General features: G+C 71.3%; 15 protein-coding genes and 1 pseudogene. 5 read left to right on the top strand and 11 right to left on the bottom strand.

Features of this window, described 5'->3' with window-relative positions; all coding sequences use genetic code 11:
* Position 1: 1 nt before the first annotated feature.
* The 7 genes from QK440_RS06780 to QK440_RS06750 form a co-directional block, all read right to left on the bottom strand.
* Positions 2 to 1,414: a DNA cytosine methyltransferase gene (locus tag QK440_RS06780; RefSeq protein WP_282792063.1), complete on the bottom strand. Its 1,413-nt coding sequence runs from the start codon at positions 1,412 to 1,414 to the stop codon at positions 2 to 4.
* On the bottom strand, positions 1,411 to 1,980 hold the full coding sequence (locus QK440_RS06775; protein ID WP_282792062.1) for a hypothetical protein: 570 nt from the start codon (positions 1,978 to 1,980) through the stop codon (positions 1,411 to 1,413). The genes QK440_RS06780 and QK440_RS06775 overlap by 4 nt, the downstream gene beginning before the upstream one ends.
* Positions 1,977 to 3,023 (bottom strand): ERF family protein, encoded by a 1,047-nt coding sequence (locus tag QK440_RS06770; protein WP_282792061.1) that lies wholly within the window; start codon positions 3,021 to 3,023, stop codon positions 1,977 to 1,979. Before QK440_RS06770 ends, QK440_RS06775 begins: the two co-directional genes overlap by 4 nt.
* On the bottom strand, positions 3,020 to 3,397 hold the full coding sequence (locus QK440_RS06765; RefSeq protein WP_282792060.1) for a hypothetical protein: 378 nt from the start codon (positions 3,395 to 3,397) through the stop codon (positions 3,020 to 3,022). Before QK440_RS06765 ends, QK440_RS06770 begins: the two co-directional genes overlap by 4 nt.
* Positions 3,394 to 3,786, bottom strand: coding sequence for a hypothetical protein (locus QK440_RS06760; RefSeq protein ID WP_282792059.1), 393 nt, complete (start codon positions 3,784 to 3,786; stop codon positions 3,394 to 3,396). Before QK440_RS06760 ends, QK440_RS06765 begins: the two co-directional genes overlap by 4 nt.
* Before the next feature lie 79 nt (positions 3,787 to 3,865).
* On the bottom strand, positions 3,866 to 4,057 hold the full coding sequence (locus tag QK440_RS06755) for a hypothetical protein (protein WP_282792058.1): 192 nt from the start codon (positions 4,055 to 4,057) through the stop codon (positions 3,866 to 3,868).
* Positions 4,054 to 4,272 (bottom strand): XRE family transcriptional regulator, encoded by a 219-nt coding sequence (locus tag QK440_RS06750; protein WP_282792057.1) that lies wholly within the window; start codon positions 4,270 to 4,272, stop codon positions 4,054 to 4,056. The genes QK440_RS06755 and QK440_RS06750 overlap by 4 nt, the downstream gene beginning before the upstream one ends.
* Before the next feature lie 260 nt (positions 4,273 to 4,532).
* Between QK440_RS06750 and QK440_RS06745 the strand changes: the two genes are divergently transcribed.
* From QK440_RS06745 to QK440_RS06730, 4 genes and pseudogenes are all read left to right on the top strand, one after another.
* Positions 4,533 to 4,991, top strand: a complete 459-nt coding sequence (locus tag QK440_RS06745) for a helix-turn-helix domain-containing protein (RefSeq protein WP_282792056.1) — start codon at positions 4,533 to 4,535, stop codon at positions 4,989 to 4,991.
* A 30-nt stretch (positions 4,992 to 5,021) separates the two neighbouring features.
* Positions 5,022 to 5,375 carry a hypothetical protein gene (locus QK440_RS06740; RefSeq protein WP_282792055.1) on the top strand — a complete coding sequence of 118 codons (354 nt, stop codon included), beginning with the start codon at positions 5,022 to 5,024 and terminating at the stop codon, positions 5,373 to 5,375.
* A 36-nt stretch (positions 5,376 to 5,411) separates the two neighbouring features.
* Positions 5,412 to 7,178 (top strand): recombinase family protein, encoded by a 1,767-nt coding sequence (locus tag QK440_RS06735; RefSeq protein WP_282792054.1) that lies wholly within the window; start codon positions 5,412 to 5,414, stop codon positions 7,176 to 7,178.
* 21 nt (positions 7,179 to 7,199) lie between these two features.
* A pseudogene (locus tag QK440_RS06730) lies at positions 7,200 to 7,499 on the top strand (acyl-CoA thioesterase); the annotation flags it as partial.
* 183 nt (positions 7,500 to 7,682) lie between these two features.
* Here QK440_RS06730 and QK440_RS06725 read toward each other — a convergent pair.
* The gene (locus tag QK440_RS06725; RefSeq protein WP_282792053.1) at positions 7,683 to 9,248 is read right to left on the bottom strand and encodes an LCP family protein; all 1,566 of its coding nucleotides are present in this window, start codon (positions 9,246 to 9,248) and stop codon (positions 7,683 to 7,685) included.
* Between the two features lie 149 nt (positions 9,249 to 9,397).
* On the opposite strand from QK440_RS06725, the gene QK440_RS06720 reads away from it, so the two are divergent.
* Complete coding sequence (locus tag QK440_RS06720) at positions 9,398 to 10,429, top strand: glycosyltransferase family 2 protein (RefSeq protein WP_282792052.1); 1,032 nt, start codon at positions 9,398 to 9,400, stop codon at positions 10,427 to 10,429.
* Positions 10,430 to 10,492: 63 nt separating this feature from the next.
* Here the strand turns inward: QK440_RS06720 and QK440_RS06715 are convergent, their stop codons facing one another.
* The 3 genes from QK440_RS06715 to QK440_RS06705 form a co-directional block, all read right to left on the bottom strand.
* Positions 10,493 to 12,598 (bottom strand): LCP family protein, encoded by a 2,106-nt coding sequence (locus QK440_RS06715; protein ID WP_282792051.1) that lies wholly within the window; start codon positions 12,596 to 12,598, stop codon positions 10,493 to 10,495.
* 393 nt (positions 12,599 to 12,991) lie between these two features.
* Positions 12,992 to 14,788 (bottom strand): LCP family protein, encoded by a 1,797-nt coding sequence (locus tag QK440_RS06710; RefSeq protein WP_282792050.1) that lies wholly within the window; start codon positions 14,786 to 14,788, stop codon positions 12,992 to 12,994.
* 247 nt (positions 14,789 to 15,035) lie between these two features.
* Positions 15,036 to 16,466, bottom strand: a complete 1,431-nt coding sequence (locus tag QK440_RS06705; protein ID WP_282792049.1) for an LCP family protein — start codon at positions 16,464 to 16,466, stop codon at positions 15,036 to 15,038.
* Positions 16,467 to 16,680 lie beyond the last annotated feature (214 nt).

Here is a 16,680-nt window from a genome sequence, read left to right as displayed (position 1 = left end):
CTCATGCGGTCAGTCCGAACCGCTCGGCGATACCCGCACGGCGCAGCAACAGGCGCAATACGTAGGCCGCTTGCTGCGGCACGACGCCGTTTCCCAGCGCCCTGAGCTGGGCGGGGCGGGACAGGCCCGGCACGCCTGTGACATGGCCGCTGTCCAGGCCCATCATCCATTCGACGAACGCGGCGGTCAGGCGGCCTCGATCGTCAGTTGGCCGGGGTGCGGGGCGCTGCGTGATCGCTTCCCAGCGCGCGACGGCGTGGGCGTAGGGGCCCCAATCGATGCCGCTGCGCCCGCAAGCGACGGCGTTCCGTCGCCGTGCTTCTGGCCCGGGCTCGCCTTGGTGCCGTCGCTGGCCCTCGGCGTGGGGAGCAGTGCCGCGGCATCCGTCAGCGTCTCCCCGTACCCCTGGCCGTACGGTGTCCCGTCCGGCCGCCGATTCCTGGTGTCGCGGGAGTCCGCCACGGTTGGCGTCGGCAACAGGTGCTCGACCTCGTCGGCGAGCGTCGGGCCGTGCCCGCCCCGCTTCCTCTTGTGCGGGTGCTGCGAGCCCCCGTTCACCGCAAGCTGTGCGGTTGGCGTCTTGAGCAGCTGCACGACCGCCGGTAGGCCGTCCTCGAACCCCACACCTTTGCCGTCCCTCGCCCTGGGCGTCGGCAGCTGCCGGACGCGGGCCCGCAACGTGTCGTTGCGGTTCCCGTCCGGGGCCCCCGGACCGTTCCCCTCGCTCGTGGTCGGAGTCGGCAGCAGGCCAGGCGATGACGAAAACGCGCGCACGCTGGTGCGGGGCCCCGATGTCGGATGCACGCTGCACGTGCCATTCCGCATCGAACCCGAGGCCGGCCAGATCTCCGAGAACGGCACCGATAGCTCGAAGAGTGTCGGTTCCGGCGGAGTCTTCATCCAGAGGCGTGCCGTCGGGTCCCACACCGCGAGCGGCCTTGGCCGAGAGAAGTCCGCGGACATTTTCGATCACTACCAATCGGGGGCGGAGGACGGATATCGCGCGGGCGACGTGGGCCCACAGGCCCGACCGCGTGCCCTCGGCGATGCCCGCGCGCAGACCGGCGAGGCTCACGTCTTGGCACGGGAACCCGGCCGTCAGCACGTCGATGGGGCCGTACAGGGCGAGGATCGCGACCCACTCAATGAGCGTGATGTCGCCGAGGTTGGGCACGTCGGGCCAGTGCTCCGCGAGGATGCGCGCGGCGTACTGGTGCTTGTCGTCGGGGTCGTACTGGCAGTGCCATGCCACGGACGCGCCGAGCACGTCGCACACGGCCATGTCGAGGCCGCCATAACCCGAGCAGAGCGACCCCACGCGCAATCCGTCGGCCACGTCGAGGGCGAGCTGTCCGGGTACGTCCGTGAACCGCTCGGCGATCAGCTGCTCGGCACGGTCGAGGGTGCGCGTCATGCGGCCTCACCCCCGGACGTGAGGGCGGCGAGCTGACCGGCGAGGACGCCCGTGCGCCACGCCTCGGCCGTCTGCTCCCTACCGCCCGTGCGCCACGTGATCCCGTGCGTGCGGGCGCGCGTCGGCTTGATGACGACGCCGGGCACGTCGAGGACTTCCCCCGTCGTCTTGTCGACCAGCTTCGCCGCGCCCGCGGCGTCCATCTCGGCCAGCATCTCGGCGAGGCGCCACGGCTTGACCGTGCGCACGATGCGGGTCTCGGTCCACTCCTCGCCGGGCCACGTCTGCCGGATCCACCGGGCGAGGGCTTCCTCGTCGGTGACGACCGGCCCCGTCTCGCCTTTGCGGAGAGAGATCGTGGCGACCTGCTCGCCGGTCGGGAGGTACGCCCCGACCCGCTCGGTCCCGTCGCGCTTCTGCGCGGCGTCGAGGGCGCGCTGTGTGCGAGCCTTCACGTCCTTCTGCGCGGCGGCCACCCGCTCGGCGAGCAGCTTCAACACGGCTTCCTGCGTGGCGAGTTCGCGCAGCGACTCGGCCGGTTGCTCGGTCTGCCGCTCGGCGCTCATGCGGTCGCCTCCTTGGCGGCGTCGAGCAGGTCGTCGCGCATCTCGCGCAGCTGGGCGACGGTGGCCTCGGCTGGCTTCACGCCGTGGCGCGAGGTGAACAGCTGCTCGACCTCGGCGCGGTCGGTCACGCCCGCCGTGCGGGCGGCGTCGAACATCTCGCCCACGGCTGCGACGTGTTCCTCGGCCTGCTGCGGGGCCCCGCGCTGCTGTGCGCCCTGGGCCTGCTGCTGCGGCTGCTGGGCGGCGGCCCGCTTCTGCGCCGCGACGGCGTCGAGGCGGGCGAGGTAGTCCGCGGGGGCGCCGTTCTCGGCGGCGGCAGCCCGGATCTTGGCGAACTGGTGCTCGTTGTCGGCCCGCTGGGCTTCGGCGAGGTAGTCGCGGCGCTGCTGCCGCTGGGCCGGCTGCTCCCACGGGCCCGGCTCGGCGCGGTTGCCGCGGCGCGGCTGCTGCCCGCGCTGCTGGCGCTGGTTCTGCTGCCGCTGCTGGCGCTGTGCCTGCTCGGCGCGGTGCTCGGCGGGCGGCTCGGGGTGGTGGCGGTCGCCGTCGTCGATGCTGCGGCCGTCGACGGGCAGCATGAACAGCGTGAACAGCAGGTACTTAAGGGCTGCGCTCTGGGCCTTGTTGGTGCTCTTGTCGGCGTAGTCGAACGCTTCGCCGGGCACGTCGGCGACCAGGCAGTCACCCGCGGGCCCGTACACCCGGTACCGCATCGTGATCAGGGTGCGGGTCATCTTCCCGTCACGCTGGGTCTGGTGGTCGGCGATCGTCGGCAGGATGAACACGCCATGCGCCCGCATCGGGCCCGCCATGGCCGACATGACATCGTCGATGCCTCGGAACGCGTAGTTCTGCTGTTCGTTCCGCCGGTCCTTCCCGACGGGCATCGCGTCGCGCATCACGGCGTTGATGGCGGCGAACACGCGCGGCGCGTCGGCGGGGGCGCCGTCGGGCGCGGGCACGTACACCACGTCGGGCGTGCGGGCGGGCCCGGTGACGGGGTCGAGGTGGCCGGTCAGGGCGGTGGGCAGGGTGGTGACGTTCACGGGCGCGGGCTCCGGTTCGTGCTGGTGTGGCGGATGTGGGCGGCGAGGCGGGTGATCCGCCCGGCGAGGGTGATCGCCGCGTCGGGGCCGAGCAGGTCGTCGAGGTCGGCGGCGATCGGCGCCTCGGCGGCCAGGGCCTCGCGGCTCCCGTCCGCGGCGGCGGCCCTCATGGCGCGCTCGTACTCGGGCACGCCGTGCCCGTAGATCGCGTGGTCGAGCGCTCGCACGTTTTCGCCGTGATGGGCGAGCAGGGCGGCAACGTTGTCGGGGTCCTCGGCATAGGCGAGGGCCAGGTCGTCGAGCAGCTGCTCGGCGCGGGCCCCGATGGGCAGACGCACGGCAAGGCCGTCGGCGGACAGCTGCGGGCGGATCACCGGCCCACCTCCCCGGCGGCGCGGCTGAGCGCGGCGGGCACGGCCGGCTCATCTGCGGCCAGGCGGCCGGTGCGCGCGTCGTAGGCCAGGGGGCGCGACCAGTCGGCGGCAGGGAACATCCGGGTCAAGAACCCCTTGACGGCGCGGTGTGCGTCCACGGACGCGGCCACGGGGCGACCGTCCGCCCCGGTCAGGGCGACATGCGTTGCGAGGCGGAACTCACCGCGGCGGTTGCTGCGCACGGGAACGGTCCGCACGTGGACGGTGCCCGGGGCGATGACGTGCAGCTGGCGGGCGATGACACCGGTCCGCTGGAGGTGCCGCCGGGCAGTGCGGGCCCCCAGGATGGCGAGCGGGGCCCGCGGGGCAGGGCGAGTAGGGTCGGGCATGGTCACGATCGGTCCTTAGCTGGCGGTCGTGGCGGGGCCGTCCCGGGCGCAATCCGGGGCGGCCCCTTCCGTCTGTCGTTCAGGCGGCGCGGCGCGGCGCGGTAGCGGCCCGCGCGGCGCGCTGCTGGCGCTCCAAGCGGCGGCAGATGAGTTCGATCTCCGGCGCGAGGCGGCCCGCGGCGCGGTCGGCATCCCGCCGGGCGCGGGCCCGGTCAAGGGCACGGCGGGCATCGGCTATCGCCTGGGCGCGGCTGATCACCGGCCCGTTCACGGGGCCACCCGCTGTATCAGCTGGTCAGCGGCTATGCCGTAGTGCCGTCCCACTGCGGCGATCACTGCCGCTGACGGGGCGGTGCGGCCGTGCCACAGGCGCCACGCGGTGGCCCGGGCAACCTCCAGGCGCCGGGCCGTGTCAGAGGGGGTGGCATCGCCCGCGGCGCGGGCGGCCTCGATCAGGCGTGCGCGGTCGTAGACAACCATCAACATCGTCCTTCCATGAACGAACCGTTATCGTTCATGGATGAACCGTAGCACTGAGATCGAACACACGCGCCACACAAATGACCGAACTTCACTCCGCTATCACGCTTGACTGGCCGTGCCAGCACATGCACACTCAGTTACTCCGACATATGTTCGATGCATATGCGCAGCTCAGGGCGGCACGAGGGTGAAGGGGGTGGTTACGCTGCGCGCATCCGCAGGTTGGTATGTCTCGTTCGGTTCATGCACGCTATGTTTCGTTCATGAAACGACGAACCGAGGCGACGCCCCGCTACGAGACCCGCGCCACCGCAGAGCAGTTCGCCGCCTGGCTGCGAGATCAGCTCACCAGGCGCGGCTACGACCTAGGGCCTAGGGGCGGCGGACAAACCAAGTTCGCCGAAGACTCCGGCATCGGGCGCGCCACCATCAGTCGCATCCTCAGCGGCAAGGGCAGCACCGAAACCCGCAACCTCGCCCTACTCGCCGAGGCCCTAACGCTGCCCCTGCCCGAGGTCCTGATCGCCGCCGGCATCATCAGCGCCGCCGAACTCGACCGCGTCCGCGCCCCCCAACCGCGCCAACACCCCCTGACCCCCGAAGAGGCAGCCGACGAACTCGGCATCCACGACCCCCAAGCGCGCCGAGTCTTCATCGCCACAACAGAAACCCTGCAACGCACTCCGCCCCACAACGGCGAAGGGCGCACCGCCGAGAACTGACGCACGGAGGCACAGTTGATCACCCGCTACATGCCCGCATTCGCCGTCGCGCTCCTCGCACTCGGGCTCAGCGCGGGAATCTACGGAATCCTTAGCGATCACGACAACACGGCCATGTGCGGAGCCCTCACCGTGCTCACCGCGGTCCCCCTGCTGATCGTCCACACCGTGCACAACGCCCAACGCCTCAACGCCCACCAACTCGCCGAAGCGGAAAACGCCGGATACCGCCGCGCGCTCGACCACGTCGCGCGCGGCCTGCTCGACCAGCACACCGCACCCCCGAACGGAGGCCAACCCGCCGGGGACGGGGACGAGCAGGCCCCGGGCAACGTGGTCACACTGCGCCCCCACACCAGTCACTCCAAACGAAAGGCACAGTGACCCATCCGGACCGACCCGATAACGGGAAAGGGAAACGTGATACGCACAGCAGGAACACCGCCTATCACATGGGAAGAACTGCAAAAGCTCTTCCGGGAGGTACCTGAATCCTTCAACGCGGGCGGCACGCCCGCGACATTTCTGCCGGACATGCAAGTACCGGATGACCTGTCAGGCCTTGATGACCTTGAGGCGTACATCGGCTACATCCGGGTCAGCACATGGCGAGAGGAGAAAATCAGCCCCGAACTGCAAAAGGCGGCCCTCGACGAGTGGGCCCGCCGCACACGCCGCCGCATCATCGGTTACATTGTCGATCTCGACGCCACCGGCAGGAACTTCAAGCGCAAGATCATGCGCGCCATAGAAGGAGTTGAGGCGGGATTCGCCTCCGGCATAGCCGTATGGCGCTACAGCCGATTCGGGCGCAACAGGACCGGCAACGCTGTCAACCTCGCCCGCCTCGAATACGCAGGCGGGCGCCTCGAATCAGCGACGGAACCCGTCGACGCCGGAACAGCAATCGGCGAGTTCCAGCAAGAAATGATCTTCGCTTTCGGCAACTACGAAAGCAACCGCGCCGGTGAACAATGGCGCGAGACCCACGAGCACCGCCGCAACACCGAACGGCTTCCGGCCACCGGCCGCAAGCGCTTCGGCTACATCTGGCACCGCCGCTGGGACCCGAAAACAGAAACCCTGCAAAAAGAGCGGTACTCGCTCGATCCCGAAACAGCGGAAATACTGCTCGAAGCATACGAGCGCAAGGTCTACGGCCGACAGGGCTTCACAGTCATCTGCGCCTGGCTCAATTCCTTGGGCTTCCGCAGCACCATGGGGAACCTCTGGGAACAATCCGCACTCCGCAAGTACATGGACAGCGGATTCGCCGCCGGATACCTCCGCTCGCACGACACGGCCTGTAAATGTGGCGAACTCTCCACCTGCAAGAACTGGAGATACCTACCCGGTGCGCAACCGGCCATCGTCGACGACGAACTATGGAAGGCGTACCAGGGAAACCGCGCCCTGATAAAGAGCCTGCCCCCGCGCGAGAGGAACGCTAGCTACCCGCTCACCAGCCTGGTACGCCACGGCGATTGCCGTCGCAGCATGGCCGCATTCCGGGGCGGCTCGACAGGCAAGACCGTCAACGGCTACGGCTACCGCTGCAACTGGTACATCAAGAGCGGCGGTAGCGGATGCTGCGGAGTCAGCACCACCCGGGCCCGCCTGGAACGGTTCGTACTGGACTGGTTGGCCACGGAAGCGGCCCCGGACATCGACGCGGCCCCGGCCGTCGAGGAGCGGCGCCGCGAGGTCGGCAGGGCGAGGGAACTCGCCGCGCGAGAGAAGGAGAGACTGACCAAGGAGATTCAGAAACAGGCTGACGGCCTGGCCCGACTCCGCGCCGACCACGCCGTGAATCCGGAAGAGTACGGCCCCGGCGAGTACGAAGCGGCACGGGACAAGATCAAGAAGAAGAAGGCGGCGGCCGAGCAAGCGCTACAGGAAGTCGCCGAAATTGAGGCGACGCCCCAGCAGGTCGACTATGAACCGCTGATCGTCGGCCTCATAGACGAGTGGGACACGCTCCCCTACGCCGCCCGAAACGAGATCCTGCGGAAGCTGGTGCGACGGGTCGTTGTGTACCGCGTCGACCGAGGCCCCGGGAAGCGGGCCACGTCCCGCTACGAACTGCACCCCATCTGGGAGCCCGACCCGTGGGCACCCCGCAAGGTGTCGTTGACCAAGAAGCCTCAAGGCCAGCAGGCCAAGGGGCTCAAGCTTGTTGCTGCCTAAGTTTGTGTTTTACAGGACACATTGCATGTGAAAGCGCAGGTCAACTGGACCGGACGGACGTCCATGGAGGTCGGCGTCCGCGTCCTCGCCGAGCGCTGGAACGAGTCGACGCCCGCGCAGCAGGTGGGCTCCGCGTACCTCGTCTTCGCCGCCGTGGACGCCGACGGCAAGCCGCGCCTCGTGCCGCCGGTGCTGCCCGAGACCGACCGGGACCGGCGGCGGTACCAGGAGGCGCAGATCCGCCGCACGCACCGGCTGGCCCGGCGCCGGGCCATCAAGGAGCTCCGCGAGGCCCGCGCGGCGGAGGGCTTCGAGGACTGAGGGGCCGGTCCGGCCTCGCGGTGCCCCGCCGGCCGCCCGGCCCCACCACGGCGTGCGCCTCGCGGGAGCGGCGGGCCGAGGCGGGGCGGGACCACCCCGGGCGGCCGGAGCCGGGCGGAGCCGGGAGGCGGCTGGAGCCGGGAGGCGGCCCGAGCCGGGAGGCGCCCGGAGCCGGCCCCGGCCCTAGCGGCAGACCACCTCGTCGCCGGTGACCACGCCGAACTCGCCCTGGAAGGCGTCCTCCGCCCGCACCCTGCGTACCTGGCGGAAATCCGACCCCGCCAGCACCTTCAGCACCGCCCCCTGCCCGGGCACCTGCCGCATCTCGCACCCGGGCAGCGCCGTCGCCAGGGACTTCGCCGAGCGGTCCCAGCGCGGGTCGTACGCCACGACCGTCCGGGCGAGCGGCTTCGCCCCGGGGGCCAGCGGCAGCGTGCCGGGCGCCCCGGTGGTGCGGAAGCCGACCTTGCGCAGCGCCCCGTCGACGCGCCGCGCGAGGCCGGGCGTGCGCGTGCCGTTGTCCACCTGCACCTGGATCAGGCCCGGGGAGACCGGCACGAGCACCGCCTTGCGCCGCACCCGGTGCGGCGCCAGCGGCTTGTCGTCCCGCAGCGCCTGGAACAGCTTCGGCGCCTTCTTCGGATGCCACGCCAGCGTCGCCCCGACCCCGGGAACCGTCCGCCCCTGCTGGTCCAGCGGCACGGTGGTGAACTCCGACGACGACGGCGAGAAGTCCCGCATCGCCCGCCCGAGCGCCAGCATGTCCTCCGTGCCGAAGCCCTTGTCCGCCCGCACCGACCCGAGCAGGGTCTGCGTGACGTCGCGGAACTTGACCGGATTCAACAGCACGCCGCTGCTCGTCGCCTTGGCGATCAGCGCCGCGAGGAACCGCTGCTGCCGCTGCATCCGCCCCAGGTCGGCGGCGCCGTCGATGTGCCGGGAGCGGACGTACTGCAGCGCCTGGCCGCCGTTGAGCTGGTGGGTGCCGACGGGCAGGTCGAGGCCCGTGTACGCGTCCTTCAGCGGGCGGGTGGTGCAGATGTCCACGCCGCCGAGCACGTCGACCGTCTTCATGAAGCTGGTGAAGTCGACCTCCAGGTAGTGGTCGATCTTCACCTTCGTCATGCGCTCGACCGTGCGGACCGTCAGGTTCGGGCCACCCTCCGCGTACGCCGCGTTGATCTTGACGGGGTGGGGCCGGTGCTTCTTCTTCGAGTTCCGGTCGACGTGCTCGGGCAGCTCCGCGTACGAGTCCCGGGGCAGGCTCACCACGCTCGCCCGGTTCCGGTCCGCCGAGATGTGCACGATCATGATCGTGTCCGTGCAGTGGCAGGGCTCGCCGCCCAGGCGGTACTTCTTCCGCTCCGCGCGGCTGATCTTGTCCCGCCCGTCGGTGCCGACGAGCAGCACGTTCATGCCGTGGCCGCCCTCGGGCCGGTTCTTCATGTCCTTGAAGGCGTCGACGCGCCTGATCCCGGTGTCCAGGCCGGTGACCACGGTGTGCCCGACGCCAGCCGCGGCGAGGACCGCGAGGGACAGCGCCGCCGCGCACCGCAGCGCCCAGCGCGGCCGCCGCTGCCGCCGTGTCCGCCGGGCCACCGGCGAAGCCCCCTCGCGCGGCGGGTCCGCGAGCCGCGGCGGGTACGGCCCGCGCGGGGGCGGAGCGGGGGAGCGGGGCGGTGCGGTCACGTGCGAGGACACCTCCGCGGTCGCGGCTGAGCCGAGGGGACCCCAGAACCGTAGGCCCATACGATCTGCGACCCCGGGCAGCGACCCGGACGGCGCGCGACCGTATCCCCCGTTCGCGGTAACGTGACGCACGGTGCTGCGTGGTCCGGGGCCTCCCCGGAACGGCCGCCTCCGTGACCCGGACCGAGAGACGAGAAGGAACCCCGCACGTGAATTCTGACGGTCAGCCGCCCGCCGTCTCCGTGATCATGCCGGTCCTCAACGAGGAGCGGCACCTGCGCGAGGCCGTGTACGCGATCCTGAAGCAGGAGTACGCGGGCGAGATGGAGGTCGTCGTCGCGCTCGGCCCCTCCACCGACCGCACGGACGAGATCGCCGCGGAACTGGTCCGCGAGGACCCCAGGGTGCACACGGTCCCGAACCCCACGGGGCGTACGCCGGCGGCGCTGAACGCCGCGATCAAGGCGTCCCGCCACCCGATCGTGGTACGCGTGGACGGCCACGCCGCGCTCTCGCCCGGCTACATCACGACCGCGGTGCGGCTCCTGGAGGAGACCGGCGCGATGAACGTCGGCGGCATCATGCACGCCGAGGGCGAGAACGACTGGGAGCGCGCCGTCGCCGCCGCGATGACCTCCAAGATCGGTGTCGGCAACGCCGCGTTCCACACGGGCGGCGACGCCCAGGCCGCCGAGACCGTCTACCTCGGCGTCTTCCGCCGCGAGGCCCTGGAGCAACAGGGCGGCTACAACGAGGAGTTCATCCGCGCCCAGGACTGGGAGCTGAACTTCCGCATCCGCGAGGCCGGGGGCCTCATCTGGTTCTCGCCCGAGCTGAAGGTCTCGTACCGCCCGCGGCCGAGCGTGAAGGCGCTCGCCAAGCAGTACAAGGACTACGGCCGCTGGCGCCACGTCGTCGCCCGCTACCACGAGGGCTCCATCAACCTGCGCTACCTCGCGCCGCCGACCGCCGTGTGCGCGATAGCCGCGGGCGTCGTCGTCGGCGCGGCCCTGACCCCCTGGGGCTTCGTCGTCCCCGGCGGCTACCTGGCCGCGATCGTCGCCGGGTCCGTGCCCGCCGGCAAGGGGCTGCCCCTGAAGGCGCGCCTGCGGATCCCGGTGGCGCTGGCGACGATGCACATGTCGTGGGGCTGGGGCTTCCTCACCAGCCCCCGCTCGCTCGCCAGGAAGGTCATCGCCTCGCGCCGCCCCGCCGTCATGCCGATGGCGCAGGACGCCTGACCGCGGCGCGGCACCGCCCGAGCGGAACGGACCCGGACCCGGACTTCCGCCCCGACTCCCGCCTCACCAGGTGAAGTTCGGGTCCACCTTCATGCACGCCTTCTTGTCGGAGCCGTTCATCGCGTCCGCCGAGTCCGGGGTCGCGTCGTCCTGCTTCTTCGGCTTCTCGGGCTTGGCGCCCTCGCGCCAGTCGGCGCCGACGACCAGCGTGATGCCGGAGACGTCCGTCGACTTCTTCACCGAACTCAGCGGCAGGCCCAGGGACTTGGCGACCCGCTGGGCGTCGCCCTCCAGGTCGACCGTCGGGAAGCGGATGACCGTACGCGCCTCGGTGAGGGCCGACGCCGTGTCCGGCGCCGCCTTCGCGAAGCCCTTGCGCGCGAGCAGCTTCGCCACCGCGTTCGCCCGGCCGCTGATGGGCGGCTCGGTGGCGGTGCGGGTGCCGTTGCGGACCTGCAGCGCGATCTCGGCGTCCGGCGCGGCCGGGTCGTCGGAGAGCTTCTCCTTCGGCTTCTTCCGCTCGTCCTTGCCGTCCAGGGCGATGTCGTCGCGTACGAGGCGGAACAACTGCTCGGCGTCGCCCGGCTTGGGCACCACGCGGGAGCCGGAGTACTCGAACGGCATCGTGGTCATCGTCGTGCGCTCCGGCGAGACCTTCTTCAGCTCGTTGCCGAGGTCGTACAGCTTCTTGACCGAGCCGAGGCCCGGGTCGACCTTGAGGGCCCTCGTGGCGTTGTCGGCGAGGTTCATCAGGCGGCCGGGGCTGGTGAGCCCGGTGTTCTCACGGAGCATGCGGACCAGCGAGTTCATGTACATGTGCTGGGCCTTGGCGCGGGCGATGTCGCTGCCGTCCTCGAAGCCGTAGCGGGTGCGCAGCCACTGCAGGGCCTGCTCGCCCTTGACCTTCGTGGTGCCCTTCTCCAGCTTCAGGCCCGAGCCGTGGCCCTTGCTGTCGCGGGAGTGGATGTTCTTGTCCACGCACACGGGGACGCCGCCGATGGCGTCGGCCATCGACACCACGCCGGAGAAGTCGACCATCATGAAGTGGTCGATGTGGATGTTGGTCAGCCGCTCCCAGGTGGCGACCGTGCAGCCGGGGCCGCCGCGGCCCAGCGACTCGTTCGTCATCGCGCGCGGCCCGGTCTCCTCGTACACCTTGCCGTCGTCGGGGTCGGTGCACTTGGGGATGGTCAGGAGGGTGTCGCGCGGCATGCTGATCACCGACATGTTGCTGCGGTCGGCCGACAGGTGCAGCAGCATCTGCACGTCCGCGAGCGGGGGGCCGCCGAAGGTCTCCTTGGCGCCGCCGAGCTTCTGGTTCTCCTTGGAGTCCCGCGCGTCGGAGCCGATGAGCAGGATGTTGAGGGGCGTCTGACCGGCGGAGTTGGGCGTGGGCGCGGGGGCGCGGTGCTCGCCCAGGTTCAGGTCGTCGGTCTCCAGGTTGGCGTTGAGGTGCTGGTAGTAGAGGTATCCGGCACCCGCCGTGCCGAGTATCAGGACCGCGAGGATGCTCGCCGACCAGCGCAGCACGCGCCGCTTGCGGCTGGGCGGCGTACGCCCCTCGCGCCGCCCTCGCCCCCCGCGGCCGCCCCGGCCGCGGCCGCCGCCCCCGCTGCGGCCTCCGCCCCCGGTACGGGGCCGGGGGACCGGCGCGTCCTCGACGACGGAGGCGGCGTCACCGGCTTGGCCTCCGGCGGGGCCGCTTCCGGCGGGGGAGGAGCCGGGGGTGGAGGCCTTGGGGGTGTGGGCGGGAGCCTTGGACGCGGCTCGGGCGGTCGCCGCGAGGGAGGCCGCGGGACCGGCTGCGGCGGTGGCCTTCCGGAAGCGCTTCCGGGAGGCTTTGGGCACGGCTTTGGTGGTCGCGGTCGCGGGCTTGGGGGTCGCGGCCTTGGCGGTCGCAGCCTTGGGGGTCCCGGCCTCGGCGGTCGCAGCCTTGGCGGTCGCGGGCTTGGGGGTCGCGGCCTTGGGAGTCCCGACCTCGGCGGTCGCGGCCTTGGCGGGGGTGGCCTTGACGGTCGCGGCGTCAGCGGAGGCGGCACCTTGGGGCGGGACGCCAGGGGTATCGGGAGTACCGGGAGCACCGGCAGCACCGGGAGTACCGGCAGCACCGGGAGTACCCGGAGCACCGGCAGCACCGGACGTGTCGGGGGCGCCGGATGCGCTCTCCACGCCGGCTCGCGCGGCACCGCGCGCGCCCTCGGCGCGCGATCTTCCCCGCGCCTCGCCCTCGGCGCGCGCCCCGCCTCGGCCCTCGTCCCCGGCGCGGGACCCCTCCCCCGATCCGCCCTCGGCGCGGGACCCCTCCCGCGCCGCGCCCTCGGTGCGGGGCCGTGCCTGCGCCCCGCCCCCCGCCCGCGGACGCGCCTGGGCGCCCCCCCCCGAGGGCGCCCCCTCCCCACGCACCTTGTTCTGCCCCATCCCCTGTCCCTCCCCGCCGTGCTTGCCCGGTGCGGCCGCCCGGCGGCCACGTGCGGCACGCCGCCGCCGCGCCCCGTGGCCGGGGCGATGCATCACGCTTCAACCACCGGGGCGTTCTGTGAGACGCGAAACAACCGCCTCAGGTCACTTGGCACACACGGTTTTGTCGGCTTCGACCTTCTGGATGCCCTCCGGAGCCTTCGACGGTGCCTTCACGGGTACCCCCGCACCCTTGAAATCCGCACCGAGCGTCAGCACCATCGCGGGCAGCCCCTGGGCGTTCTTCTTGCTCTTGCCCGGCTTGAGGGCGGACGCGGGCAGGCCCATGAGGTCGGCGAGCTTGCGGGCCTGGTCGGCCTGGTCGGCGCCGTACTCCACGGTCGTCTTGGCGAGGTTCTTCGGCGCGTTGCCGAGCTGGCTCGACTTCGTCACGCCCTCGCTGTTCTGCAGCCAGCTCAGCGTCGCCTGGGCGGCGCCCGTCTTGCCGCTGCCGTTGTAGACGTCGACGCGGACGTCACCGGGCTCGGAGCGCGGGCCCTTGAGCCGCGCGGCCACCGCGGCCTTCTCCTTCTTCTCCTGCTTCTTGACCTCGGTCAGCGACACGTCCTCGCGCATCATCGAGAACAGCTCGTCGGCCTTGGCCCGGTTCAGGACGACGGTGGCCTTCACCTTCTCCGCCGGGTTGTCGTCCACCGGGGTCGTCGCGAAGGTCAGGTTCTTCATGTCGAGCTTGCCGAGCTCCATGCCCAGGTCACGGAGTTTCATTATGTCGGCGATCTTGGAGTCGACGGTCAGCGCCTTCGTGCCCGCTTCCGCCAGACTTATCATCTTCTTCGGGTTCGTCAGGGTGTCGTTCGACTTCAGCTTGCGCATCAGCGAGCTGAGGAACTGCTGCTGGAGCTGGATCCGGCTCAGGTCGCCGCCGTTGCCCACGCTGTGCCGCGTACGGACGAACGCCAGCGCCTCCTCGCCCTCGATGGAGTGCTCGCCCGCGGGCAGCTTCAGGTGCGACTTGGGGTCGTCGATGTCCTTCGCGAGGCACACGTCCACGCCGTCGACCGCGCTGGACAGCGTCTTGACCGCGTTGAAGTCGGCCACCATGAAGTGGTCGAGCTTTATGCCGGTGATCTGCGTGACCGTGCGCATCGTGCAGCTCGGCGTGCGCTCGTTCTGCCCGAGGCTCTCGTTGAAGCGGACGTTCTGCGAGCCCGGGATCACCTTCGTGGAACCGTCGTCCTGCTTGGTGGGGCAGTCCGGGATGTCCGTGATCATGTCGCGCGGGATGCTCAGCGCGGTCGCGTTGGAGCGGTCCTTGGAGACGTGCAGCAGGATCGTGGTGTCCGCGTGGCCGACACTGCCCTCGTCGCCGTAGCCCTTGTTGCCGTCGCCGCTGCGCTTGTCCGTGCCGATGAGCAGGATGTTGATCGCGCGGTCCTTGCTGAAGCCGCCGGTGCCCGCGCCGTCGTCGGAGACGGACGTGATGTTGTCGTTGAGGTGCTGGTAGTACAGGTAGCCGCCGACGCCGACCGCCACGATCACGAAGGCGACCGTGCCGCCCGTCCACGCCAGTATCCGCTTCCCCGTGGCCTTCTTGGCCTTCTGCTTGCGGCGCCCGCCCGCCGCCTCCGGCTGCGCCGCCCGCCGCCTGCGCGGACCCGGCACCTGGTCCCGGCCGCCGCCGCGGCCGCCCGGCCGCGGGGTGCCCTGCTGCGGCGCGCCCTGGCGGGTGCCGCCCTGGCGCGCACCGCCCTGCCGGGACGAACCCTGCCGGGACGAGCCCTGCCGCGGTGCCGCCCTGCGGGGCCCGGGTACGCCTGTCTGGGGCGCCGACTGCTCTGCGGAAGGACTCAGTCGCAGCTCGTAGTCGCCGGTCTGCGGGTTGAGCACCCACTGGTCTGCGGGGTCGATGTTGTCAGCCCGCCCACGGCCTTGCGCGTCCACGGTTGTTTGCGTCCTCCGTCAGGGCCACGCGGCGCCTTTCCCCCCTCAAGAAGGCGCTCGGTCACTCGTACCAGCGGTGTGCGGCGCTGCGGCCGGACACCGGATCGGCTCACACTATCCGCCCAGTTCAGCCTCCAACGACGCCGGTGACAAATTCCACTCGCCTACACCTGGGCAATCCGCCCGATTTCTTTGTCCCGGTGTCCCTTGCCCGTGCCACCCGTTCGCCGTCCCTCCGCCGCCCGCATTACCCGCAGGCGGTTCCGGCGGCGGTGCTGCCCCGGAACGTGGGCGCCGGACTCGGCGTATGGGTGGGGTCGTCCGGCTTCCCGTCGCCGCGGCCGGGACCCTTTCCGTCGCCGCGTTCCCCGCTCTCCTCGGCGCCTCCCGCGCCTTCTCCGTCGAACGCCCCCTCTTCGTACGTCTCTTCGTACGACTCTTCCTGTGCTTCTTCGTGCGCGCCTTCCTGCGCGTCTTCCCGCGTGTTTTCGGGCGCGTCTTCCCGCGTGCCTTCGGGCGCCTCTCCGTACTCCCGGCCGTCCCCGGCTTTTTCGCGCGCGGGACCGACGCCGTTCGCGGTGTCCTGTTCCGCCGGGGTGACCTGCACCGGCTCGTCCTCGCGGAGGCGGGTGAACAAGGCCTCGGCGGCGGGCTCCACCAGCTCGTCCCGGTTCGCGTCGTACGTGTACGAGCGGCGCGGCACGGTGAGGAACTGGACCCGTTCCGTGGGGATGGTGCGCAGCCCCCGCACCAGTTCGTACAGGCCGCGCAGGCTCGCGAGTCCCGGGTCCGTGGTGAGCGACGACGTGGCGGCGTCGAGCACGGGATAGAGCTTCACCGGGTTCAGCAGGACGTCGTTGCCGCGCACCTTGTTGACGAGCGCGCCGAGAAACTCCTGCTGCCGGTCCATGCGTTCGGTGTCGCTGCCGTCGCCGGCCGACTTGCGGGTGCGTACGTATCCGAGGGCCTGTTCGCCGTTGAGCGTCTGCGGCCCGGCGGGCAGCCGCAGTTTCGCGTCGGCGTCGTCGATCGGCTCCCTGAGGCACACGTGGACGCCGTCCACCGCGTCCACCATGTCCTTGAACCCGGCGAAGTCCACCACCATGTGGTGGTCGACGCGGATGTTCGTGAGCTTCTCCACCGTACGGATCGTGCAGGCGGTGCCGCCGAACTCGAAGGCCCAGTTGAACTGGGCGAACTGGGCCCGCGTACGGGAGCCGTCCGGCCGGCGGCAGCTCGGGATCTGCACCATCAGGTCGCGCGGCAGCGACACGGCGGTCGCGCTCTGCCGGTCCGCGGCCAGGTGCAGCAGGATCGTGGTGTCCGAGCGCTGGGTGCCGAGGTCGCGGCCGTACTTGCGGTTGTCGGGGCCCGAGCGGGTGTCGGAGCCGATCAGGAGGATGTTCTGCGCGTCGTGGACCAGCGGCGTCGGCCGCTCCCTCTCGTAGCGCGCGAGCTCGGCGGCGGCGCCGGTGTCCTCGGTGATGTTCCCGTCGAGCTTCTCGTACACCACCCACCCGGCACCGCCCGCCGCGAGGACCGCCACGGCGGTCGCCAGGGCCGCGCCCCGCAGCCACCGCCCCCTGCGCCGCCGCCCCCCGAGCCCCGACGGGCTCGCCCCCGCCCCGGGCCCGACAACGGCCTGCGGCGAGGACGGAGTGCGCGCGGTCTCGGTCACGTGTGAGTCCACCCCTCGTGGCTGCGTAGGTGCGTGGCACTCCTACGACCATGGCCCGCGAGGCCGCGCGGGGCGGGGATGGGGTGAGCCGAACGGGTGAACCCGCGGGGGGCGTGAGCGGGCTTCCCGGCGTCGGGGGAGGGGACGCGGAGCACCGGTGCCGGCGGGTCCGGGGGGGCGGGGTGGCGGGTTCGGGGTGGCAGGTCCGAGGTGG

It is taken from the genome of Streptomyces sp. CC224B, from assembly GCF_030010595.1.
GTDB classification, from domain to species: Bacteria; Actinomycetota; Actinomycetes; order Streptomycetales; family Streptomycetaceae; genus Streptomyces; species Streptomyces longispororuber.
Note: the sequence above shows the minus strand (reverse complement) of the source record. Positions and strands in the feature narration are given on the sequence as shown.